Origin of the sequence: Hassallia byssoidea VB512170 (genome assembly GCF_000817785.2) — a bacterium.
Classification (GTDB): Bacteria; Cyanobacteriota; Cyanobacteriia; order Cyanobacteriales; family Nostocaceae; genus Hassallia; species Hassallia carrinoi.
Genome location: NZ_JTCM02000012.1, coordinates 81032 through 106348 on the forward strand (window position 1 = coordinate 81032; position 25317 = coordinate 106348).

Consider the following 25317-nt stretch of genomic DNA (forward strand, 5'->3'; position numbering starts at 1 on the left):
ACCAGATCCCCGACTTCGAGCTCGAAGTCGGGGATCTGTGTTTTGATATCTGACTTAAGTCGCATACTACAACTTGAGCGCCAAAAATATAGCGGTTATTGGTTGAGTAGGGGCACGGCAATGCCGTGCCCCTACACGCGACGATAGAACAATGCAATTGCATCCAACTAAGAACGGCTATAATAAACACCTCAAGCAATTACGACACATCGGTGAGGGCAAATCCAAAGCATTGTTTCCCCAATTTTACGGAAAGGCTAGCAATAGTGATGTAGATTATCAGTAATTTCCCCCTCCTGATCAGAGGTATACTGATGGGCAACAGCACGCTTCCGAGATTTTTCGCAGTTATAGCGCTTTCTTTTTCCTGCCTTTCATTGTCTGTGCTGCCGATGAGCAAAGGATGGACGCAAGATGTCAGCAACGCCGAGATTAATTCTTATATTAAGAAGTTGGGGAGCGATAATTATTCTGAATACGAAAAAACCTCTAAAGCCTTGCAGAAACTAGGCTCAAAAGCTGTTCCCGATTTAGTTAAAGCGTTGCAGAACAAGAACCCAAAAGTTCGCTCATCTGCTGCCGATGCCTTGGGAAAGATTGGTGAAAAAGCAGCATCGGCAACTCCCGCACTTGCTGAAGCTTTGAAGAATGATAACGAAGCATATGTTCGCTCATCTGCTGCCCAAGCCTTGGGAAGGATTGGGAAAGAAGCAGCATCGGCAACTCCCGCACTTGCTGAAGCTTTGAAGAATGATAACGACTATGTTCGCTCATCTGTTGCCTATGCCTTGGAAAGCATTGGGAAAGAAGCAGCATCGGCAACTCCCGCACTTGCTGAAGCTTTGAAGAATGATAACGACTATGTTCGCAAATCTGCTGCCCAAGCCTTGGGAAAGATTGGTGAAAAAGCAGCATCGGCAACTCCCGCACTTGCTGAAGCTTTGAAGAAGGATAAAGAGGCAGAAGTTCGCAAATCTGCTGCCGATGCCTTGGGAAAGATTGGTGAAAAAGCAGCATCGGCAACTCCCGCACTCACTGAAGCTTTGAAGAATGATAAACAGGCAGGAGTTCGCTCAAGTGCTGCTTCTGCTTTGGGAAGCATTAGTGAAAAAGCAGCATCGGCAGTTCCCGCACTCATCGAAGCTTTGAAGAATGATAAACAGGCAGGAGTTCGTCAATATGCTGCCGTTGCCTTGGGAAGGATTGGTGAAAAAGCAGCATCGGCAGTTCCCGCACTCATCGAAGCTTTGAAGAAGGATCGGAATACGAAAGTTCGCTCCAATGCTGCCGATGCTTTAAGTAGCATCGGAAAAGAAGCGGCATCGGCAGTTCCTGCACTTATCGAAGCTTTGCAGAAGGATAAGGAGTGGTTAGTTCACTCAAGTGCTGCCGGTGCCTTGGGTAGCATCGGAAAAGAAGCAGCATCAGGAGTACCCGCACTCATTCAAGCCTTAAATGAAAATGAGTATAGCTGCTATGAGGATAGCGAGGACAATTCGAGGGAGTGCGGCAGCGGTCTGGTTAGCCACAATGCTATTTATGCCTTAAAAAATATAGCTGAAAGCTATCAAGATAATGCCAGTAAGCTATCCAGCACAGATTTAGACAAAGGCATATCTAACTTGGAAAAAGCTTTAAAAGCTGCGGATGACCTCAAAGATAATTTTAGAGACGAACAAAAAAGACCTTTACACCGATCGCTCTATCTCCTCAAAAAAGAAAAAGACTCCCGCTTCTTTGATAGAACCTTAAAATGGATGGTTAAACATCCTTGGGTAACAGGTGCGCTAATTTACATTATCTTTGTCCCCTCTCTCTGGTTCGCACTGCTGCGCTTGCGTCCTTTGTGGCTTTTACACATCGACAACGCCCTCAAACCATTCTCTAGCTTTAAATTACCTGATATCCTGGGTGGGGGAACTTTACCCATCCGCACTTTACTATTTATTGAATTTTTTAATTATCGCCCCAGAGTGCTTGATGCTTGGGTTGTTGCACACATCGACTCGGCTAAAGAGGGATTTGGTAAGAAAAAAACGGTAAGCGATCGCTTTGTTCACGTCCCCATTCCCATTATCCTAGATAATAATAACCTCGCTCACCTCACCGGAAAAGATTTACAACCAACTTTCGATAAAAAACGCGCAAGTTTACTACTTTGGGGGGAAGGTGGCGCAGGTAAAACTAGTTTGGCTTGTCAGTTGGCAGTGTGGGCAATGTCTGACGATGCAAATCAACGCATCAGTCAACATAAAATGCTGCCAGTTTTAATTGAACAAGAATTAGACTTTGATGTAGCAGCAGGGGAACAACCTTTAACAGAAGCAATTTGCGGACAACTTCAAGCTTTAATTGGGGAAGCAGAACCGATTCCTGAAGAATTACTGGCGCATCTGCTGCGGCAACGGCGTATTCTAGTAATTGTGGATCACTTGTCGGAAATGAGCGAAGCTACACGCAAGCAAATTCGCCCAGGAGATCCAGATTTTACAGCGAATGCGTTAATTGTCACTTCCCGACTTGAGGAAAAGCTGGACGAAATACCGAAAACCACAATTAAACCGTTGCGGGTTGCAGGCGATCGCCTCTCATCTTTTATGGAAGCATACTTAACGCAGCGAGGCAAGCGTAATTTATTCGACGATCCAGAATATTTTGATGCATGTCGTCGTCTTTCTTTAATGGTAGGGCAACGCAACATCACTGTATTGCTGGCAAAACTTTACGCGGAACAGATGATTGCCACTAAAGAAGGTACAGCGATTGATTTACCAAATAATATACCCGATTTGATGTTGGCGTACCTGAACGAACTCAACCGAGGTGCAGCCGAAAACGAACCAGATAATCGTACCGTACAACGAGATGCGAAGGCGATCGCCTGGGAATGTCTCAAGCAAACTTTGCGTCCCACAACTGCCATACTTAACGATGTTTTAGCTGCACTCGATGCTCATGATAACGCTGAAGCACGTCTAGAACATCTAAAAAAACGCTTGCACCTAATTGACATTATCGGTTCCGAAGAAAATAAAATTCGCTTTGCCCTCGATCCCCTAGCAGAATATCTCGCCGGCTTATACCTGCTAGACTCTTACGGAAATGATAAAATCTCCTGGCACAATTTTCTCGCTCAAGCCGAAGCTACATCAGATATTGAGTTAATCAAAGGTTTTCTGTTAGCACTACAAGATTGTTATTTAGCAAAAGGTGCAGAAGCACAAATTCCAGACTTCGTAGCAGCAAAACTGGCAACCCTAACAGGTTTAGTTCCGCAACCAACTAGACAAACTCAACTTGTTGCGAAAGCTGTTAGTTGTTAGTGGTTGGTTGTTAGTGGTTGGTTGTTAGTGGTTAGTGGTTAGTTGTTAGTTGTTAGTTGTTAGTGGTTAGTGGTTAGTTGTTAGTGGTTATCCCCCTTGTCTCCCTTGTCTCCCTTGTCCCCCCACTCCCCACTCCCCACTCCCCACTCCCCCACTCCCTCCCCAGACAGAGACGAAAATGTTAGCCTATTGGTTAGCTTTGAGGCTTTAAGTCTTTGTACAAACCAGGGTTTCCAGTGGAACAGGAATTCAGTTCGCAAATATTACCGCCAATATTATCTGAGGGAAGCGATCGCGATCTCGGTATAGAATCGACTCTCCAAGAACTGCCACTATACAACTTCCAGGTGGAAATTAGCTGTACTGGCACAGAAGTTGCTGAATACTTTGAAAAATACCCGCTGCTACCTGGAGCCATCTTACTAGAACAGGGAAAATTTATTGGTATGATTTCCCGACGCCGACTGCTAGAATTTTTGATTCGTCCCCACGGACAAGAGTTATTTTTTACTGAGCCGCTAAGTGTTCTCTACAGCTATGCTCGGACAGGCATTTTGCTACTTCCTGATAGTACGCCGATTTTGAGCGCGATGCAAATCGCATTAAGGCGATCGCCAGAACTTTTGGCTGAACCAGTCATCGTCAAAACAGCACCTGATACCTACAGATTATTAGATATACAAGAATTGGGCATTGCCTCTTGGCAAATTCGCGGAATAGAAACTCAGGTGCGCTATGAACGCAGCCAAGCGCAAATGATTCAAAATGATAAAATGGCAAGTTTGGGACGCTTGGTAGACGGGGTAGCACATGAAATTTTAGATCCCGTAGGTTTTATTTGGGGTAACTTAACTTATGTCTCAAATTACAGCCAAGGTTTGCTCAAATTGATAGAAGCTTACGACAAAGAGTTACCATTAGCTTCTACAGAAATAATCGATATTAAAGAAGATATTGAATTTGATTTTTTAGAACAAGATTTATCAAAAGCGCTCAAGAGTATCCGCACCGGTGCAGAAAGATTAAAAAAGCTTGTTACCAGCTTGCAAAATTTTTGTCACATCGACGTACTTTATCCAAAACCAGCAGATTTACACGCTTGCATAAATAGTATTTTATTATTAATTAACAGCCGAATTAAAGGAGAAATTGAAATTGTCAAACATTATGGAAATTTACCCCCAGTATATTGCTTTGTGGGGCAGTTGAGCCAGGTATTGATGAATCTTTTGAGTCAAGCTGTTGATGCATTGCTTGATGAAGCTGTGCGACAGCAGTTTAATCCCAATACAAATCACAAACCAAAAATTGAAATTACTACAGAAGTTATTTCACAGTCAGCGACGAAACCTGACGCACCAGATTCTCGCTGGGTTTCCATTCGCATCGCTGATAATGGTCCGGGAATACCTCCGGAGTTGCAACAGCAAATTATTGAGTCTTTTTCTGTGGAAAAACGCGCTGATAAAGAAACTAGTTTGGCAGTGAGTTATCAAATTATCACAGCAAGACATGGAGGTAAATTTAATTTAAATTCCCAATTTGGCATTGGTACGGAATTTGAAATCCTTCTACCTTTAGTTTAATTTATCGTAGTGAGCGCTTCAGCGCTCAATTGATTAAAGTTAGCGTCAGTAAAAAATTTGAAATCCTTTTACTTTTTGAGGAATTTTTCGTAGCTAGTGATAACTAAGAAAGCGCTTCAGCGCTTACTACGATAGCAACTTTTCACCACGTTGGTAAATTTCACGCGCATAATCAGTCCAAGCACCTTGTCCCCAATAACGAAAGCAGCTTGTTTGCAGCAATAAGTTATGTAACAATGCGTTGCGGTAATGAGAATCTCTGGTATTGCGGGAATCAACTTTTTGATGAAATAAACTGCTAAGTTGATTCATCGGACTGAGAACATTTTCATATCCATTTACCCAACTGATATGATTAGTCCAAGAAGCTCCATCCATGTGAAAGTTAGAGTTCGTTTGCTTGATTTCTTGAATTGCTTTTTCTACTTCTCCCGGTTGAATATTCTCGGATGAAACTCGCTGCCAAATTTGATGTTGTCCCATCGGTTGACAAGTTGGATAATCTTCACTTTTGCAACCCGCAGCTTCAATTAATTCTAAATATTCTGTTCCTGTGACAGCAACAACACCTGTTTTACCGATTTGATGCCAAGCTTGTTTAAAAGCGCTGGGAAATTCATTCATCATCACCCCGCCATTTTCCCCATCACCTATTTGACTAACTATTGGCGGGATATTTACACTACCTAATTGTTGTTTAGATAAAGTTTTAGCTTCGTAATAAGGTTGCATTTGACCAACTAATTTAGTATCGGAACCTTGAGTTTTAATCAAAGCTGTGATACTAATTGTTTCGCCTTGAGAATTGCGAGCAATTAAACGATGTGGTAAATGTTTGTAAGTTAGAGATTGACCGTCAAGAGTTTCTACAGAATGTTCTTGAACTAATAGCCAACGATAGCCGCATTCTTTCAGCGCTTTGACGAATTCAAAGAGAGTATCGGGATGATTTGGTAGGTGCATTTCTGGAGGTGAAAATCCTTTGACTCGCGCTAATGCTTCCCAACCAAAAATGGCGGCAAAGTGATGTTGCCATGCGATAATATGCAGTTTAATATCTGGGATAGGTGTAGAAGGAACTACAGCATGGCTCCACATTGTACCGAGCCATTCTACATAAGGTTGATAAGTGCGATCGCATGTTATCCGCTTGAGGTTATTTAAAATATCTTCGCGTCCCATTTGCCGCAATCCCCACAACAAATTGCCAGAATAATCTAGCATGACGCGAGGATTGCAACCTTGGCTGACAAGTTCGGGTATAAAATCGCCCATGCGACTGTAACAATACGCAAAAGGCGCTGCATTATGATTATCCCCTTCGTTTGGATGTTCAAACATATATTGCAGATTGCTGATGAATCCGCCATCATGTCCTGCGGGGATAGTTGGCTGATGCATGTGGAGCGCGATCGCAAAAGTTGCGCTCTGATCTTCTAACCGTAGATTTGTTGTTGGTAAAAATACAGGCGCATCACGGTTGACTACATCAAGCACCTCTGCTTCCCAACCAGAAATATTGGGCAAACCATCAATGATTTCCGGCAAAGTCGTGAGTAGGTTTGTTGGGGAAGTCATTTCTGGTTAGTTCCTTTCGCGAGTTATATCTAAATATCTTGTATCTTGGACTGTTTTTCTAACTCAACAGCTTATATCTTAATGAATCACCTGTAGAGACGTTCCATCGTCACGTCTCTACCGCAAATCACTATTGAATAATCTCTAGCAATAATACCGAAGACATCACCGCCTGACAAAATTACGTTGGTTGTAATGATTACGACAATCGGATTTTGCGAACTATGACCCTATATAAAAATAAATACCGTATTGAATCAGTGCGATGTTCAAAATGAGATTATACATCGGATGGCTATTATTTTATTACTATTTGCACCCATAATCGACAATCTTTCTTTGGCAAAATAATTGATGGTGAGATGCAGTTATCCCAAATAGGAGAAATTGTTGCTGAAGAATGGCAGAAAACATCACAAATTCGCCCTTGTGTCCAATTAGATGCATGGGTGATAATGCCAAACCACATACACGGTATTTTGATTATCAACAACCCCCTCGTAGAGACGTTCCGGCGGAACGTCTCTACCCACCGGAACGTTTCTACGAATAATGTGCCACGATTACAATCTAATTCATTAGGTTTAATAATTGGTCAATTTAAATCGGTTTGTAGCAAACAAATTTGGATTGCTGGATTTACAGAATTTAAATGGCAAACTAGATTTCATGACTCTATTATTCGTGATGAAGAATCCCTCAATCGCGTCAGGAAATATATTATTAATAACCCTGCAAAATGGGAATCTGACAAACATCATCCGGAAAATTTTCGTATCCAAAAACGCAACCATTAGTAGAGACGTTCCAATGGAACGTCTCTACCGCAAATTATCGTAGAGACGGGGACAGCAAAACGTTTCTAGTACAAACCATCGTAGAGACGTTCCACCGTCACGTTTCTACCGGGGTATCTGAAACGATGGCGTGTCCAGATCAATCTCTGCATTAGTCCTATCCGTCTTTGGTAAAGCTGTTGTCTTCTCGCTACTTGCTGCGGTGGAGTTGCCATTTTTAAAATAAACTCCAGCAGCCAAGGTGCAAGACGTTGACACCAAATAGCCAAATGACTTTGCCAACCAACTAAAATTTCTGGTGAATTTTTTGACAATCCGGTGACGAGTACTTGCGCTACTTCCTCAGGAGTCATGGGGATCACCCAGCGAAATAATCGCATGTCGCGCACCATGTCTGTGTCTGTCAGAGAAGGCAATAATGCTTTTACCTCAATATTGTATTGCGCGAGTTCTTGGCGCAGTGCCTGGGTGAAACCTAAAATGGCAAATTTGGTAGCTGAATAAGTCGCCATCGTCGGTGCAGCAATTTTCCCCATCAAGCTGGAGACATTAATGATTGTCCCTTGTCTTTGGCTTGCCATGCGTCGCGCTACCAAATGAGTTAGGGTGTAGGTTCCCAATAAATTCAGAGAAATTTCTTCTTGAACCTGCGGTAGTTTAGCTTGCAGAAATGAGTTTTGGTAAGCTATGCCTGCACAATTAACTAGCAAATGAATCGGACCGTGATTCCGCCAAAGTTGAGCAACGGCAATATTTACAGCAGTCGGTTTGGTTAAGTCTATCGGTACGATGACCGCGCTGACACCGATTGTTTCAATTTCTGCGGCTACTTCAGCTAATTTGGCGCGATCGCGTGCCATGAGTATAACTCGCTGGATGCCTTGTTGCGCTAATTGTAATGCGATCGCCCGCCCAATACCACGGGAAGCCCCTGTTACTAAGGCTACCTTTCCTTGTATATTCATCGGTTTTTCATCTCCAAATTTTTGGTCTTACAGCGTTTATTGTCAAGAAATATAATCAAAACTCCAGAGTTTCTTGACGGGTAAGACAAACAATCAATTCTTGATTGAAATATGAAAGTAACTAAGTTCTTAAAAACGAGATAAATCAGGCGCTAATTTTTTGTAATACCTCATAATTACCATTCATGCCAGAATTTACTCGCTTTTATTCCTAAGGATGGATATAGCTCATAGGTTACACTTCTCCTAAATACGAGCATTCACCAAAATCGTTGCTTCACACACCTTAACAACTAAATCAAGTAGCTGCAATATTTTTTAATAAGCATTGCTTAATAGTTTTTTACAACCTGTATATATACATAATGATTTGGGAGATAAGTTTTTATTAATACTTGCTGTCAATATGGCGATCCCCTGACAAGCAGTGTAAAATTATTCGACTGCATCAAAGAACTGGGCTATTTTCCCAAGAAAAATAGTCATAATTAATACATATATTAGATATAAAAAAGATATATAGTTCAATAGCAATCCTACTTGAGTCGTGAGAATAGAAAGCGCCATCAGCCCTACGCTAAAACGCCGACATTACGGGACAGCCTTGTTTAATAGATCCAAGGGCACAAGAGCGACTATCAAAGGATGAAGGCGTGGGAGCCAAACCTTAGAAATAGGGCAGGCTTCGCACCCCACAAAAAGCCTCCAATACCCTACGACTAGTTAATAAAGCCTGCCCTATTTCTTACGGCAATTTCCAGGTCCCGTTTTGTCTGATTTTTTGGAACCCCGATTTCAAGGAAGAAATCGGGGTTCTCGTTTCTCAGGAATGATTTAAGATTGCCCGAGTGCAAAAGAAACTAAACAAAACGACCGCTCGACTGTTTGCGTCGAATCCCAATCACGCCAGGACGCGGTGGTCCTTGAGGATTGCCCTCAAGATTACTGGGCCAGTTACTGCCACGGGGTAGACTGCGTTTTTGAGTAAACAGAGTGCCATCCAAGTTCAACATCTCAATATCTCGGCTGAGAATTTGCTGCGGGGTGAAGGGAGACTCTTCACCAGGGTGCTGCACGGAAATAATCAGAGTATCCCCGACGAAAGTAGGTCCGGTCATCTCACAACGTGGTGGTCCATAAGCAAAAGGTACTATTTCCCCAGCATCAGGACCGCTGGTAGGAATAAAGAACAGCCAGTTATTTCCAAAAACTCCTATCAAGCTAGAAGTCGCAACATTGAAATTAGAATCATCCTGACTGGGCGAGTTAGCACCTACTACCCGATGGTCTATCCTTAATACTTCTGGGTTAGCACCTGTGGTAAAACCATTGTGAGCTTCAGTAGACATATCAGTGACGCCCCAAATGTTTCCCTGACTATCAAATGCCAAGTTATCTACATTGGCAAAGCCACTTCCGGGTTCTGCCCCCGCTTCTCCACCTTTAGCAAATCGCTGCCAACGAAAGGTTGTACCTGTGCCATCGGCGCTATCTTCGGTAATCTTAAAAAGTTCTCCTGAAGGCTGTGCCGCGTTGACGGCAGAACTGTATTTGGAAACGATAAAGATTCGAGAATCCGGATATCCATCTCCTGATGCAGCACCGTCTGTGTAGGCGATAAAGACTTCATTCGGATTTCTGGGGTTGATTTCCAAATCTTCAGGACGAGCAGTAGGTGTTGCTCCGGCAAGATTGGCAGCTAAAAAAGCATCAACCAGCACCGCACCTTGACTGGTGTAGAAATCTGATAGTTTCTTACCTTGGTAGGCAGGCAAAGCTTCAGCTTCACCGTAAGAGGTAACAGCCCCAGTTGTTGAATTAGTAACTCGCTCTATGGTGACAACAATTGAGCCGCCATTTGCAGTTTGTCCTGCAATACCACTGCGCCTTGGCAGACGGGTATTACCATTATTAGAAGCCCTGCCTAATGCTGCAAGTTCCACGGAAGCGAGAGTTGATGGTGGAATCGGATTGGTGGGGGTATCTAAGTTTAAGGGAATCCATTCGCCCGTACCGTCAGAATTGTAACGAGCGAAATATAGAGTACCTTCTTCAAATAAGCGGCTGTTGCTTTTATCAGTGGGAGAAGTCACTGTACCAGAACTGACAAACTTCCAAGTGTGGCCCCCGCGTCGGTCATCACCCATGTAGCCTATTAATGGTTTTCCAGCTGACGCACGCACAGCAATATTTTCATGGCGGTAGCGACCCATAGAAGTGTGTTTGCGCGGGCGGAAACTTGGATTGGCTGGGTCGATTTCCGTTAACCAGCCGTATTTTTCGCCTACCAAGCCAAAAGCAGCCCCCGTGGTGCCAGCAATGTAACCGGTTTGGGTGCCGTTGGGGTTGACTAATTCCTGAACTCCTACAAAAGAGCTTGCACTGCCTTGGAAGTTCTCTTCAGCAGTCAAGATGGTTCCCCAAGGAGTTGTGCCACCAGAACAGTTGTATCCAGTACCGATGATTTTATTACCCAGTCCGTCGGAACTGAGATTAAAGACTTGGGTAGCAGCTGGTCCAGTGCCAATCAGATAATTATCGTCTCCTTTCTGGTAGCTCAAAGAACCCCAGGAGGTGACGTTTTTATAATTATCAGTGCGTTGGCTGTTGATTCCTAAACCGGAAAGCCCGTGGATGCGTCGATTCTTGGGGTCACGGACAACAGTAAAGCGTCCAGCGCGGTGAGACCAGCCCCCGTCTTGGCGGTCTCCGTCACGATGGGGGACTGGCGAACCCGTTCGCGCAGCGTCTCCGACAGGAGAAGGGTTTTGGCGGGCAATCCGCACGACAGAACCGCCGACGTTATACATGAATTCACCCAAGACTTCGATATTCGTTTTGTCTTCTGGTAAATTTCGTCCAATGACTGGGGAGTAAGATGTGGGGAATCCACCTAAACCGCTGTCAGTTGTGAAACCGGGTACAGTCGTAGAAAATGGGTAAGAAATGTATTCGTGATTGTTCCAAAGGTAGCCGTCGTTGGGACTTCTGCCATCGATGGGAATAAAGCTGGTGTAGTCGCTGTTGTAACCAAAGTAATCTTCTTGGTTGGGGAAGACGCGATCGCCCCAACTCACAATTACATACCGTTCATATTCCGGTGGTACTACAACATCATCGAGTATGGTGTAGCTACTCAACCGTGCATCAAGAGACGCTTCTAATACGTCTCCTTGCTCAATTCCTGTTGGTAAATAGCTCTTTTGCTGTGTGTAAATCGGTAAAGGATGAGGTAAACGCACTGGCGTAAATTTCAGGGGTTCAACCGCATCAGCAATGCCAAGATTGCTGCCAAACGGTTTTTTCCCAAAAGCAGGAGCCAGCACAGCTGCACCAGCACTCGCTCCAAAGAAAGCGAGTAGCTGCCTACGTGAAAATTTAGACATTGGACTGCCTCTTAATAGTAATAGATAGAATCATTAGCCTAAAAATCATTTTTGCTATCCATCCTTGGAATTTTTCATAGCAAATTTTCACCCGAAAACAAAGAAATTATATACATTTTCTAAACAGATATACTCCACCAAAATTAAGGATAGTTTATCTTTATGAATTCCTAAATCATATTGATTCGATTTCTAAATATATCATCCATCAATTAAATTTATAACTGATTTAGCCTTGATTATTCTAACTTTTACCGTTTCTTATCTAATAGTTAATTATTTGTTAACCTGCAAATTATTATCTTGATTGTTTTACCAATTGTTATCGCCTAATTAATATGTTCTTAACCTTTGTGTTATCCAATTGAGAGTATACGTAAACAAAAAAATATTTATCAATCAAACTACAGTAGTTATCAAAAAATAAGGAATAACGAATGAAGAGAGTTTTTTCCACTGCTATTGCCGTAGTCGCAAGTTTGATACCTACTACCGCTAAAGCTGCAATTATCAATGGTGGCTTTGAAAATGGCTTTGACGGTTGGCAAAAATTAGGTGACTACAGATTAGAAACTTCAGCTTTTGGCAGCAAGACAGTAGAAGGAAATGTTCAAGCTTTTCTATCAACTGCTTTCAAAGAAGTTATTGGGGTTGATGGAAATGGAAAAGAAATTATAGGAGGAAATGCAGCTCCTGCCACTTATATTACTGGTGTTGCTGAAAATTCTTTAGAGGGATTTTTGGGTGTATCGCAATTCTTTGGAGATAACTTTCTAGCTGACGCAATTGAGGGTTCTGCTATTAAGCAAACTTTTACGGGAAAAGCAGGACAAACTTTATCGTTTGCTTGGAACTTTATCACTAATGAATCGGTTGGCACTAATGCCAATCCTGATTTTAATGATTTTGCTTTCGCAACTGTTAGTAATAACTCTCAAAACTCGTTTTTCAAACTAGCTGATACCAGCACAAACTTTTTAGCTAACGGTTCCAAAAGTAGCTTTTTTGAAGAAACGGGATTTAAAACTTTTTCCTACACTCTGCCAACTGATGGAGAATATACTTTAGGTTTTGGAGTTGTCGATGTAGGTGAACCAACAGTTATTTCCGGGTTACTTGTTGATAAAGTGCAAGCTGTTCCGGAAACAAGTTCAACAGTAGGTCTGTTATTTTTGGGAATGGGAGCAGTTTCTGTGCTGAAGCGCAGACAAAAAAATGGGTAATGGGTAATGGGGAGTGGGGAATGGGGAGTCATTGCACCCCACCCCTTAATCCCCTCCCCGCTTGCGGGGAGGGGAGACAAAGCTACGCTTTGGCGGGGTGGGGTTCTCCTTTGTTTAGTAAGTAATAAGCGCGGACATAATATTAGACGAGAGTACGGCATCCTACAATTTAAATTTATTAAGATAGTTAGAAATATTCACACCGTTCTACTTATCTTTGAATAACACTTAAACTAGTCTGGTGGATCTCAATATGGTTTATCGTACTCTACTTGACCGTAGTCGAGTTTGATGATTCGGTCTGCCAGATGAAAATAGCGATCGTCATGGCTAATTACTAATACTGTTTTCCCTCTATCCCGCAAATTTTGTAACAGTTGGGTGTAGAATATCTCTTTGAAAACTGGGTCTTGGTCGGCTGCCCATTCATCAAATAGATAAATTGGTCTATCTTCTAAGTAAGCTGTGAGCAAAGCTAGTCTTTTACGCTGTCCTTGAGAAAGATTGGTGGTGGAAAGTTTGCCATTTTCAATTTTAACTTTGTGGTCGAGTTGCAATAGCTTTAAATATTCTTGCGCTTGAATATCTAAGTGAATATTTTCTAACCCTAAAAGCGTGTCGAATAAATAGAAGTCGGAGAAGACGACAGAAAAATGTTGCCGATACCACTCTCGATTCTGTTCGTTAATTAACTCCCCATCTAAAGCAATTTCGCCGGCTTCGGGGATGTAGAGTCCGGTGATGAGTTTGGCTAAAGTCGATTTACCGCTACCATTACCGCCAACAATAAACACTAATTCTTGCGGATAAAATGTCAGATTAATCGGACCTAGAATAAAGCTGCTATCTTCAGTGTCTGTGCGGAAAGTATGGCTAACATCCACAAGTTGTAAGCTGTGCCAATCAGACTTAATTGCAGGTGGAACTGTGGATATTTCCGCTCGATTAGTTAAAAATAAACCGAGAGATTCTATCTTTTGTAATGCAATGCTAGCTTTGCTAATTTGGGGAAGGCTGCTAACAATATTTTCCATTGGCAACATCAAGTAAGTGAAAGTCAAGATATAGCCAGATAATGTTTGGGGACTAATAGTAAAAAGATTGGGAAGCGCGAAGAGGATAAAACCAATTGAGAAAAAAAACAGCAGTCTCCCCCAACTGGAAGTTGTGGCGAAAAAAGTCAAACCGCGAATATTATGGTTACGAAATGTGGTAGCTGTTGATTCGAGTTGTTTCGTCAGGAAGACTTGACGCCGTTGGTAATGCAGCTTGAGTTCTTTGACTCCTTGGGTGATGGTGCCCAAATGTTTAAATAGCAAATCTTGATCGTCACGCGCAAGAGCGAGAAAATGTCTTCCTCTTTTTAACAGCCATTGACAACTAGCGATCGCTACTACCGCAAATCCGACAACCATCAGCAATACTTGCCACGAAAGCCAAGTTATGTATAGCAAGCAACCGATAACTATGGCAATATCAACGCAGAAAAAAGGAAGCTTCTGAACAGCATTCGCAACTGCTTGAACATCTTCGGTGAGGGTGGCTAATAATCGCGGATTTCCCAACTTTTCTAGATGATTTAACTCAGAAGCGAGAATTTGGCGACTCAAACGCATCCGTAATTGCAAAACTGCATCCTCAGATAAGCGAATCAGCATCACTTGAGAAATGATACTGGTAATCAAAGCAACCATCGCCAGCCCGACAAAACCCCAGGCGATCGCACTGAGGCGCGATGTGGCATCATTACTGGTAGCACGACTAATTAAGGCAATCAGGCTAGCACTACTACCTCCACTCAGTAAGCCGGTGGTGATGGCGATCGCTACCATTCTCCAAGAAGAACGCAGAAGAAAGGAAATCAAATTCATGATTGATTTGGGCACTGGGCATTGGGGAGGCAGTGCGTTGGACGGGTTTCCCGGCTTGAAGCATCTGCCGTCATGGGGCATGGACAAACATTCGCTATTCTCTTGTTCCTTGGCAGAGCCAAGGAATGCATTCTCCGGAGGCAGAGCCTCCCTTAAGGCATTTCCATGCTCTGCATGGAAACGAGAAAAGGGCAGAAAAAACACAGACAGAAGCTTGATACTTCTTTACTTATGGTTCTATATTGTCTCTTAGCGGTAAGCTAGTGCAAATTAGATCGTAGTTTTTAATCCAAAATCTAAAATCCAAAATCTAAAATTGGTATGACTGTTAATCTTAAATATCAAGAAAAGCTAATTTCTGTAGGGGAATTGCCATCGGCTGCTAATAAAAGAACTTCTTACGTTCCCTTGCATCATCGAAATATTCTCTGTATATTTCCCAAGTACAGCCGCTCGTTTGGTACTTTTCATCACGCTTACCCGCTTATGGGTAATGTTAAGGCTTTTATGCCGCCGCAAGGTATTTTAATTGTGGCTGCTTATTTACCCGAAAAGTGGAATGTGCGCTTTATTGATGAGAATATCACTTGTGCAAACAAGAGTGATTATCAGTGGGCAGATGTGGTGATTGTCAGCGGAATGCACATTCAGCAACCACATATTAATAAGATTAATGAACTTGCCCATAAAGAAGGCAAAATCACAGTTGTCGGGGGACCTTCGGTTTCTGGTTGTCCAGAATATTATCCGGATTTTGATATTTTAAATCTGGGTGAATTGGGAGATGGAACCGATCGCATGATTGCATATCTCGACGAAAACAGCGATCGCCCAAGCGAGCAAATTCGCTTTGAAACTAAGGAGCGTTTACCTTTAAGCGAATTTCCTACCCCAGCTTATCACTTGCTGAATCTGAATGATTATTTTTTAGCAAATGTGCAATTTTCTAGTGGTTGTCCTTATCGCTGCGAGTTCTGCGATATTCCGGAATTGTATGGACGCAATCCTCGCATGAAAACGCCTGAGCAAGTGATTGCCGAATTGGATATGATGTTGCAATGCGGGAATCCGGGATCGGTGTATTTTGTCGATGATAACTTTGTAGGCGATCGCCGCGCCGCCATGCAACTGCTTCCACACTTGATAGACTGGCAAAAGCGCAATGGCTATCCGCTGCAATTTGCTTGTGAAGCTACACTCAATTTGGCTCAAAGTCCCAAGCTTTTAGAAATGATGCGCGAAGCTTATTTTTGCACAGTTTTCTGTGGCATTGAAACGCCAGAAACTGATGCTTTGCAAGCTATTTCTAAAACGCATAATTTGAGTATGCCGATTTTGGAAGCGGTGAAAGTTTTAAATAGTTATGGTATGGAAGTTGTATCGGGGATCATCATCGGCTTTGATACAGATACACCAGAAACCGCAGATAGAATTTTAGAATTTATTCGGATTTCGCAAATTCCTGTATTGACAATTAACCTGCTTCATGCTTTACCAAAAACACCTTTGTGGCGCAGGTTAGAACAAGAACAAAGACTAGTTTTTGATGAAAATCGGGAATCGAATATCGAGTATTTAATGCCTTACGAACAAGTCGTGGAAATGTGGCGACGCTGCATTTCTACAGCATACGAACCGGAATTTTTATATGAACGGTTTGCTTATAATATGGTGCATACCTTCCCCAACCGGATTAAAGTTCCTAATAGTCCGGCTCGGACTTCTTGGGCGAATATCCGCAAAGGTTTAACTTATTTCACCAATATTTTGTTGCGAGTAGGTGTGTTTGGTAACTATCGCTCTACTTTTTGGAAGATGGCAAAACCAGCACTGAAATCAGGTAATATAGAAGACTTGATTCACGTTGGACTAGTCGGACATCATCTAATTAAGTTTGCCCAAGAGTGCGTTAACAACGAAGAATCGGCTTCGTTTTATTCTCAAAAAATACGCACCAAAATTAATAGCTAACTACAAAGCTATAAATACAGAATAACAAGTGTTAAGTAAAAGCTCTGAATTATATAAGGAGATATTTCTGTGAAGAAAACTTTGTTTCTCAGTCCTCCTTCCTTCGATGGGTTTGACGGTGGTGCAGGTTCTCGATACCAAGCAAAGCGGGAAATTACCTCTTTTTGGTATCCTACATGGCTGGCGCAACCTGCTGCCCTCGTACCGGGTAGCAAGCTTGTGGATGCACCACCACACAATCAAACTGTGGAAGATGTGCTGAAAATTGCTTCGGATTACGAGTTAATTATCATGCACACCAGCACGCCTTCGCTGCCTAATGATGTGAAGTGTGCTGAGGCAATTAAAGCGCAAAAGCCGGATACACAGATTGGCTTGATTGGCGCACACGTAGCAGTATTACCAGATGTAACCCTACGTGAAAATCCGATTATCGACTTTGTATGTCGTCACGAATTTGACTACACCTGTAAGGAACTGGCGGAAAGTAAAGCTTGGGATGAAATCAAGGGACTCAGCTACCGCGATAATAACGGTAATATACATCACAACGAAGACCGCCCATTGATTCACGATTGGGATGCTATGTCCAGTGTATTGCCTGTGTACGCACGGGATTTGGATATTACAAAATATTTTATCGGTTATCTGCTACATCCCTACATTTCCTTTTACACTGGGCGCGGCTGTCCGGCAAAATGCACCTTTTGCCTTTGGCCCCAAACGATTGGCGGACACATGTACCGCACTAAAAGCCCGGAAGCAGTAGGACGGGAGATGGAAGAAGCCAAAGCTATTTTTGGCGACAAGGTGCGCGAATATATGTTTGATGACGACACTTTTACAATTGACAAACAACGAGCGATCGCTATCAGCAAACACATGAAGCGACTCAAGCTGACTTGGAGTTGCAACGCCCGCGCTAACTTAGATTATGATACTCTCAAAGAACTGCGTGACAACGGCTTGCGCCTACTATTGGTAGGATTTGAATCCGGCAATCAGCAAGTATTAGACGGCATTAAAAAAGGCATCAAGTTGGAAGTAGCCCGAAAGTTTATGGAAAATTGCCATAAACTCGGCATTACCGTACACGGTACATTTATCATTGGTTTGCCCAACGAAAACCAACAAACAATTGAAGAAACGATTCGCTTCGCTTGCGATATTAGTCCGCATACTATCCAAGTTTCCATAGCTGCCCCCTATCCTGGGACAGAACTTTATCAACAAGCGCAGGAAAATAATTGGTTTAGCGATACTTCCTTAGTTGCTAATTCAGGGATTCAAATGTCAACACTGCAATATCCAAATCTTGCCGGTGCGGAAATTGAAGATGCAGTTGAAAGGATGTATCGTCGCTTTTACTTTCGTCCTCAAGCGATCGTTCCGATTGTCGGTGAAATGCTGACTGACCCTCAAATGTTAATACGTCGTCTGCGTGAGGGACGTGAGTTTTTCTCTTACCTAAAAGACCGTCGCAGCCAAGGAACTGCGAAAACGCAATCAGTATAGGCATGGGGATCAACTTGCTATTGCTGATTGTGTGCCTCGCGGCAATTTGCTATTACTGCTATGGGATCTATGCGGCAATTGAGTTTTTTTCCCATGAGACACAAATTGATCTTGACTTCCACCCACCGATTACTATCCTCAAGCCGATTTGCGGTCTCGATATCGATACTTACGAAAATTTTGCCTCATTCTGCCAACAAGATTACCCAGAGTACCAAATCATCTTTGGTGTGCGGGATGGAAATGACCCAAGTGTGCAAGTTGTCAAGAAAATTATCGAGGACTTCCCAGAAATTGATATTAGTCTGGTTATAAGCGATCGCACAATTGGCACTAATTTAAAAGTTAGTAATTTAGCTAACGCTGAAGCAGAGGCAAAGTATTCGCTGTTGTTGCTTGCAGATAGCGATGTTCGCGTCGGACGAGATTATTTGCAAAGAGTTATCCAGCCGATGCGCGATCCTGAGGTGGGTGTTGTTACCTGTTTGTATCGTCCCTTTGTTCGCGGGTGGGTGGCTATTCTCGAAGCTGTGGGCATATCGACTGAGTACCATGCTAGTATTTTAGTCGCCCGATCGCTAGAGGGAATGAACTTTGCCCTCGGTCCAACCATTGCCATTCGTAAAAGTGTCTTAGAAGCGATCGGCGGATTTGTCGCAATTGCCGATTATTTGGCAGACGATTTTCAACTTGGCTATTTACCTACACAAGTCGGCTACAAGGTGGTGCTTTCTGACTATGTTATCGATCATGCGATCGCCACAGTTAGCTTGCTTGATTTAATTCATCGTCAGACACGCTGGAATTGCTGCACGCGAGTTTCTCGACCTTGGGGTTATTTAGGGTTAATCTTTACCCACGGCACAGCTATGAGTTTATTATTCTTAATCGCCACAGCCGGGTCAATTTTCGGTTGGGCGATCGCCCTTTTAACCTTAAGCATCAGATTAATTATGGCATGGGTCGTTGGAGTCAAGAGTCTCAAAGATCCAGTCGCAAGCAAGTTTTTGTGGTTGGTGCCTTTACGCGATATTATCACCTTTGCAATTTGGTGTAGTGGCTTTTTTGGCAGCACAATTGAGTGGCGAGGGCAACGATTGCAGTTAACTAAAGATGGAAAGTTGGTAGCACTAGCTGTTGGCGTTGCAAAAGTCATGCCAAGTTAACTAGTACAATGTATACACTTTCAAAGACCACAGATTAATCAAATAAACATCTATGACCAAAAAGGCTTGGGATGCCCAGCTTGCTTACTGGCTAGTTCGACCGCTAAAAGACACTTGGGTAAACCCGAATCATCTTACCACAGTGCGCTTGGTGACAGGGTTGGCGGCGGCTGTGGCTGTTGCAAATGCAAACTGGGCTAATATTGGGGCTTGGTTGTTTGCTTTATCAAACTTTCTCGATCATACTGATGGGGAATTAGCGCGGCTAAGTGGCAAAATCAGTTTAGGGGGTCATCAGTATGACCTTGTTAGTGATGCGATTATCCACATTCTCTTGTTTGTGGGGATCGGGTATGGCTTGATGAACAGCGAACTGAGTTATTGGGCATTCGTGATGGGGATCGTATCTGGGGTATCTGTTGCTTGCATCTTCCACTTGCGAAATGAGATGGAACAGCAACTTGGTAAAGACGCCACCCAGCAACCGAATTTTGCAGGCTTCGATATCGAAGATGTGCTGTATTTGTTTCCAATAGTCACTCTGCTGGGTGGACTTAAGCTGTTATTAATTGCGGCAGCAATTGGGGCGCCAACTTTTGCTGTGTGGGTAATTTGGCAATTCCGCGTTTACTCGTTGCGTTCTTGATATTTATTTAAGCGCTCTTCGCGCTTACTAGAATATAAGTCTCGAAGATGAAAGATGCGATCGCTCCTGTTTGGTTTATGTAGTCGGCGCTTCAGCGCTGAAGCGCCGACTACGAAGATATATAATCTCAGGCACGGGATTTAATTATGAAGGCATTGATATTAGCCGCCGGTGTTGGTAAACGCTTGGGTAAAGATGGGGAAAATCAACCTAAATGCTTGCTAAGATTTAACGGTAAATCTCTCTTAGAGCGTCATTTAGATTATCTGCGTTCTTGTCAAATTGAGTCAGTTGCGATCGTTGTCGGTTATCAAGCTGAGAAAATTCAAGATGAAATCACAGCACTAAAAGCAGAAAATTGGGTGAGTACAGTTTATAATCCTGACTACACCAAAGGCAGTATCATCAGTTTGGGGACTTTAAAAAAACACTTAACTGCTGGTGACGAGATTTTATTAATGGATGCAGATGTATTATACGATCGCCGCATTCTTGAGCGACTGGTGAAAACAAACATCCCCAACTGTTTCTTATTAGATCGAGATTTTGAATTGGGAGAAGAACCGGTAAAGCTTTGCGTGCAAGATAATTATCTGGTGGAATTTAGAAAAAAACTGGCAGCGGATCTTACTTATGATTTTGCCGGCGAATCAGTGGGATTCTTTCGTTTTGAGAGTGCGATCGCTTCTCGTCTTGCCACTATCACCGAAGATTATATCACAAACAAACGCCATGAAGAACCATTAGAAGAAGCAATTCGAGATTTATTATTAGAAAACCCTAAAACATTTGGTTACGAAGACATCACCGGCTTACCTTGGATAGAAATCGATTTTCACGAAGACATTCAACGCGCTCAAAACGAAATTTTACCACACTTATAAAAACTTTCGTAGTAAGCACTTCAGTGCTTATCTTATTAAGCACTGAAGTGCTTACTACCTTAAATACAACAGAACTTCAGAATAAATGGATCAAATAGCATCACTCACCACAACAAAACAAACTAAATGCACGCAATTGCGAGAATTGCTAAAATCGCCACAACTTGAATTTATCATGGAAGCACACAATGGAATTAGCGCTCGCATTGTGGAAGAAGCTGGATTTAAAGGAATTTGGGCAAGTGGATTAGCTGTTTCTGCTCAATTTGGTGTGCGCGATAATAATGAAGCGAGTTGGACTCAAGTTGTAGAAATGCTAGAGTTCATGTCTGATGTAACTCAAATTCCTATTTTATTAGATGGGGATACAGGTTACGGCAACTTTAATAATATGCGTCGTTTGGTGAAGAAATTAGAACAGCGAGGTATCGCGGGAGTATGTATTGAAGATAAGCTTTTTCCTAAGACTAATAGTTTCATTAATGGTAGTCGCCAACCTTTAGCTGATATTGATGAATTCTGTGGGAAAATAAAAGCGGGTAAAGACAGCCAAACAGATCCAGATTTCTCGATTGTTGCCCGAATTGAAGCTTTGATTGCCGGGTGGGATTTATCCGAAGCATTGCGCCGAGCTGAAGCTTACCACGCAGCGGGAGCGGATGCAATTTTGATTCACAGTAAATCATCTCGTCCCGACCAAGTTTTAGCCTTTGCTGAAGAGTGGGCAGAACGCTCTCCGTTGGTGATTGTACCAACTAAATATTACAGCACCGCCACCGATGTTTTTCGTAAAGCCAAGATTAGTTTGGTAATTTGGGCAAATCATCTGATTCGCGCTGCTGTTACAAGTATGCAGGCGATCGCTCGCGAAGTTCAAGCTAGCCAAAGCTTAATTAATATTGAAGATGATATCGCACCTGTGAAGGAAATTTTTCGCTTGCAGGGTGCAGATGAATTGCTAGAAGCGGAAAAACGCTACTTTACCAACGGACGCAATCATACGATTGCGATCGTTCTCGCTGCAACTAGAGGACAAGAATTGCAACAATTAACTCAAGATAAGCCCAAAGTCATGTTACCCATTGGTGGTAAACCTTTGCTCAGGCTTTTGGTAGATAAATTCAAAAAACTTGCCATTAATGATATTACTGTCGTCGCCGGTTTCAAAGCAGAAACTATCGATGTTGAAGGAACTAAAGTTATCCGCAATGCAGAATATGAAACAACCGGAGAATTAGCTTCTTTAGCTTGCGCTTCTGCTAAATTTAGCGATGATATGCTAATAGTTTATGGCGATTTACTTTTTAGAAGTTACATTTTGCGAGATTTATTAGATTGTCCGGGAGAAATTGTTGCTGTAGTCGATTCTGTGATGAATAATAAATCGGTTAGCGGTTCTCCTGATTATGCTTATTGCTCAATTGCAGACGACCTTTCTATCTTTGGACAAGATGTCAACCTTTTACATATCTCTGCAAGACAAACTGAATTAAAAAATAAGAGTGGAAGATGGATTGGGATGTTACGCTTACGCAGTCAAGGTAAACAATGGGTGAGTGAAGCATTAAATGAGTTACAAAAGCAACCCGATTTTAATTGTATGGGAATACCAGAATTATGCAATTATTTAATTCAGCAGGGGAAACCGATTAAGGTTCTTTATATTCGCGGTAATTGGCTAGATGTTAACTCTTTGGATGACCTCGATTTGGCTTTTCAATTAAAACAATGAAGTAGAGACGTTCCAAAACATCTCTACAATGGGCATAAATAAACCCTCTTTCACGTAGTAACGGCTTCAGCCGTTAAAATCCTCAGCGACGAGCGGTAAACCGCTCACTACGAATATTTAATGATATAATTCCTAACCTTTAACCTTTTAATGATGATTCAAGCAGAAGAATTTGTCGAAGCTGCCCGCAATATTGGTTTTGAATGGTACGCTGGTGTACCCTGTTCTTTTCTGACTCCTTTTATTAATTACGTTATCAACGACGAGAAACTTACTTATATTTCTTCAGCTAATGAGGGTGATGCTTTAGCGACAGCAGCAGGTGCAGCAATTGCTGGGAAACCTGCTGTAGTTATGATGCAAAATTCCGGTTTGGGTAATGCAATTAATCCGCTGACTTCTTTAGCTTATATTTTTCGGATTCCGCTGCTGCTAATTTGTACGCTGCGAGGCGATCGCCTACTACATGATGAACCACAACATGAACTCATGGGACAAATTACAGATAAATTGTTAGAAACAATCTCTGTACCTTGGGAATTTTTCCCCACCGCAGCAGCGGAAATAGAACCTGTGTTGCAACGCGCTACAACTTACATGCAACAACAACGCCGACCTTACGCTTTAATTATGCGTAAGGGAACAGTTGCACCTCATGCGCTAAGTTCTTCTATTCCTCATCGGGGAGATAGCGATCGCATTATCAAAAGCTTTTTTGCAGACAATCAACAACGTGTCTCTCGCTATCAAGCACTAACTCGCATTGTGGAACTTACTGAGGAAAAAAATACTGTAGTAATTGCGACTACCGGATTTACCGGACGGGAACTCTTTGCAAATAGCGACAGAGCAAATCATCTTTATATGGTAGGTTCGATGGGATGTGCTTCATCACTGGGTTTAGGACTTTCCTTAGCACGTCCCGATTTAAAGGTAGTGGTGATTGATGGCGATGGTGCAGCACTGATGCGGATGGGTAATTTTGCTACCATCGGCGCTTACGGCAATTGTAACTTGATTCATATCCTTTTAGATAATGAAGCACACGATTCTACCGGCGCACAAGCCACCGTTTCTGCTAATGTCTCTTTCGCCAAAATTGCCGAAGCGTGCGGTTATGGTATCACATTCGCCGGAGACGACATCAAGCTTTTAGATGCTTTATTTGCCGCAGATAGCAACACTAGACCAAAATTCGCACATTTGAAAATTCGTTCGGGAACCCTCAAAGACTTACCCAGACCTAATTTATCTCCAGAAGCTGTTTTACAACGCTTTATAAGTCACGTCGCTTCGCTCGGAATTCAAAATTCAAAATTCAAAATTCAAAATTAACAATTCCCATAAATTAGGAACGAAAATAGCCCCTACTCCCCACTCCCCACTCCCCACTCCCTACTCCCTACTCCCCACTCCCCACTCCCCAATAATGATTTTACTCAATCCGGGTCCGGTTAATCTTAGCGATCGCGTCAGAAATGCGCTGTTGCGTCCTGATTTGTGTCACCGTGAAGTTGAATTTTCCCAACTTCAAAGCAGAATCCGCGAACAATTACTTCAAGTTTATCAGTTGGGAGGCGATCGCTTTGCCGCAGTTTTGCTTACAGGTTCCGGTACAGCAGCGATGGAAGCGATGATAACAAGTTTAGTACCAGAAAACGGCAAGTTACTGGTGATTGAAAACGGCGTTTATGGCGAACGAATCGCCAAAATTGCCAAAATCTACAGGATTCATTACACCAGACTCCAGCATCCTTGGGGTAGCGAAATAGATATCAAAGCTTTGCTAGCACTTTTAAATGAAACTGACGATGTAACCCATCTCGCTGTCGTCCATCACGAAACTACAACCGGTCGCTTGAATAACTTGGCTGAACTTGCGGCAATTTGTCAGCAACGCAACATCCAACTTTTGGTAGATGCGGTTAGCAGTTTTGGTGCTGAAGAAATCAACTTTGCCGATTGGGGAATTAGCGCTTGTGCTGCCACAGCAAATAAATGTCTGCATGGTGTTCCCGGAACCGCTTTTGTCATCGTGCGACGGGATGCACTGACAGCAGCAGACACAATTAAACGCACTTTATATTTAGATTTGGCTACTTATTGTCAGCAGCAGGATCGCGGGGGTACTCCTTTCACTCAATCAGTACAGACATTTTACGCTTTAGCCGAAGCTTTGCAAGAAATGGATGAAGCAGGAGGTTGGCGTGCAAGACACGCACATTATACCAAACTCGCGAACTTGGTTAGAAACGGTTTAGAAGAAATGGGAATTCAATCGTTACTTCCTCCAGAAAATTCATCTGTTGTACTGAATGCCTATTATCTCCCAGAGAACTTTAGTTATGAAGAGTTCCACGATAAATTGAAAGCGCAGGGCTATGTGATTTATTCTGGACAAGGGGATTTAGCTAAATCTATCTTTCGAGTCTCGACAATGGGAGCGATTACTTATGCTGATATGGAACGCTTTCTTTTGGTTGTGAAACAGATTATTTAGAGGAAGGGGAAAGGGGAAAGGGGAAAGGGGAAAGGGGAAAAATCCTTCCTTAATGCACTTCTGATACTCATTAATGGAGTTCAAAGACTCATTAATCAAGTTCAAAGACTCATTAATCAAGTTCAAAGACTCATTAATCAAGTTCAAAGACTCATTAATCAAGTTCAAAGACTC

General features: G+C 42.6%; 18 protein-coding genes. 14 read left to right on the plus strand and 4 right to left on the minus strand.

The window, feature by feature from the left end; all coding sequences use genetic code 11:
- The first annotated feature begins 151 nt into the window (after nucleotides 1-151).
- The 3 genes from PI95_RS36725 to PI95_RS08810 all read left to right on the plus strand — a co-directional run bounded on the left by PI95_RS36725 (nucleotide 152) and on the right by PI95_RS08810 (nucleotide 4909).
- A complete protein-coding gene (locus PI95_RS36725) occupies nucleotides 152-286 on the plus strand; it encodes a hypothetical protein (RefSeq protein ID WP_268896703.1) in 135 nt (44 codons plus the stop codon).
- 28 nt (nucleotides 287-314) lie between these two features.
- Nucleotides 315-3323 (plus strand): HEAT repeat domain-containing protein, encoded by a 3009-nt coding sequence (locus PI95_RS08805; RefSeq protein ID WP_163518730.1) that lies wholly within the window; start codon nucleotides 315-317, stop codon nucleotides 3321-3323.
- A gap of 236 nt (nucleotides 3324-3559) precedes the next feature.
- Complete coding sequence (locus PI95_RS08810; RefSeq protein WP_039747375.1) at nucleotides 3560-4909, plus strand: ATP-binding protein; 1350 nt, start codon at nucleotides 3560-3562, stop codon at nucleotides 4907-4909.
- A gap of 126 nt (nucleotides 4910-5035) precedes the next feature.
- Here the strand turns inward: PI95_RS08810 and PI95_RS08815 are convergent, their stop codons facing one another.
- Nucleotides 5036-6487, minus strand: a complete 1452-nt coding sequence (locus tag PI95_RS08815; protein ID WP_039747374.1) for a polysaccharide deacetylase family protein — start codon at nucleotides 6485-6487, stop codon at nucleotides 5036-5038.
- 362 nt (nucleotides 6488-6849) lie between these two features.
- Here PI95_RS08815 and PI95_RS08820 point away from each other — a divergent pair, with 362 nt between their 5' ends.
- Complete coding sequence (locus tag PI95_RS08820) at nucleotides 6850-7284, plus strand: transposase (protein WP_052325194.1); 435 nt, start codon at nucleotides 6850-6852, stop codon at nucleotides 7282-7284.
- A 65-nt stretch (nucleotides 7285-7349) separates the two neighbouring features.
- On the opposite strand, the gene PI95_RS08825 is transcribed toward PI95_RS08820, so the two are convergent.
- Together PI95_RS08825 and PI95_RS08830 are read right to left on the minus strand one after the other, a co-directional pair.
- Nucleotides 7350-8249 carry an SDR family NAD(P)-dependent oxidoreductase gene (locus PI95_RS08825; protein ID WP_052325193.1) on the minus strand — a complete coding sequence of 300 codons (900 nt, stop codon included), beginning with the start codon at nucleotides 8247-8249 and terminating at the stop codon, nucleotides 7350-7352.
- 860 nt (nucleotides 8250-9109) lie between these two features.
- Complete coding sequence (locus PI95_RS08830) at nucleotides 9110-11635, minus strand: PhoX family protein (RefSeq protein ID WP_039747373.1); 2526 nt, start codon at nucleotides 11633-11635, stop codon at nucleotides 9110-9112.
- 437 nt (nucleotides 11636-12072) lie between these two features.
- Here PI95_RS08830 and PI95_RS08835 point away from each other — a divergent pair, with 437 nt between their 5' ends.
- On the plus strand, nucleotides 12073-12858 hold the full coding sequence (locus tag PI95_RS08835; protein WP_052325192.1) for a PEP-CTERM sorting domain-containing protein: 786 nt from the start codon (nucleotides 12073-12075) through the stop codon (nucleotides 12856-12858).
- 6 nt (nucleotides 12859-12864) lie between these two features.
- On the plus strand, nucleotides 12865-13083 hold the full coding sequence (locus PI95_RS08840; RefSeq protein WP_039747371.1) for a hypothetical protein: 219 nt from the start codon (nucleotides 12865-12867) through the stop codon (nucleotides 13081-13083).
- A gap of 23 nt (nucleotides 13084-13106) precedes the next feature.
- Here the strand turns inward: PI95_RS08840 and PI95_RS08845 are convergent, their stop codons facing one another.
- The gene (locus PI95_RS08845; protein WP_039747370.1) at nucleotides 13107-14729 is read right to left on the minus strand and encodes a cyclic peptide export ABC transporter; all 1623 of its coding nucleotides are present in this window, start codon (nucleotides 14727-14729) and stop codon (nucleotides 13107-13109) included.
- Nucleotides 14730-15050: 321 nt separating this feature from the next.
- Here PI95_RS08845 and PI95_RS08850 point away from each other — a divergent pair, with 321 nt between their 5' ends.
- From PI95_RS08850 to PI95_RS08885, 8 genes are all read left to right on the plus strand, one after another.
- Nucleotides 15051-16700, plus strand: coding sequence for a B12-binding domain-containing radical SAM protein (locus PI95_RS08850; RefSeq protein ID WP_039747367.1), 1650 nt, complete (start codon nucleotides 15051-15053; stop codon nucleotides 16698-16700).
- 69 nt (nucleotides 16701-16769) lie between these two features.
- On the plus strand, nucleotides 16770-18215 hold the full coding sequence (gene hpnJ / locus PI95_RS08855) for a hopanoid biosynthesis associated radical SAM protein HpnJ (protein ID WP_039747366.1): 1446 nt from the start codon (nucleotides 16770-16772) through the stop codon (nucleotides 18213-18215).
- A gap of 2 nt (nucleotides 18216-18217) precedes the next feature.
- Nucleotides 18218-19381 carry a bacteriohopanetetrol glucosamine biosynthesis glycosyltransferase HpnI gene (gene hpnI / locus PI95_RS08860; RefSeq protein WP_039747365.1) on the plus strand — a complete coding sequence of 388 codons (1164 nt, stop codon included), beginning with the start codon at nucleotides 18218-18220 and terminating at the stop codon, nucleotides 19379-19381.
- Nucleotides 19382-19433: 52 nt separating this feature from the next.
- Nucleotides 19434-20027, plus strand: coding sequence for a CDP-alcohol phosphatidyltransferase family protein (locus PI95_RS08865; RefSeq protein WP_039747364.1), 594 nt, complete (start codon nucleotides 19434-19436; stop codon nucleotides 20025-20027).
- A gap of 146 nt (nucleotides 20028-20173) precedes the next feature.
- Entirely contained in the window at nucleotides 20174-20911 is a 738-nt protein-coding gene (locus PI95_RS08870; RefSeq protein WP_039747362.1) for a phosphocholine cytidylyltransferase family protein, read from the plus strand.
- An 85-nt stretch (nucleotides 20912-20996) separates the two neighbouring features.
- A complete protein-coding gene (gene aepX / locus PI95_RS08875) occupies nucleotides 20997-22643 on the plus strand; it encodes a phosphoenolpyruvate mutase (protein ID WP_039747360.1) in 1647 nt (548 codons plus the stop codon).
- Nucleotides 22644-22793: 150 nt separating this feature from the next.
- Nucleotides 22794-23978: a phosphonopyruvate decarboxylase gene (gene aepY, locus PI95_RS08880; protein ID WP_236116990.1), complete on the plus strand. Its 1185-nt coding sequence runs from the start codon at nucleotides 22794-22796 to the stop codon at nucleotides 23976-23978.
- A gap of 94 nt (nucleotides 23979-24072) precedes the next feature.
- Complete coding sequence (locus PI95_RS08885) at nucleotides 24073-25143, plus strand: 2-aminoethylphosphonate aminotransferase (protein WP_039747359.1); 1071 nt, start codon at nucleotides 24073-24075, stop codon at nucleotides 25141-25143.
- The last annotated feature ends 174 nt before the right edge of the window (nucleotides 25144-25317 follow it).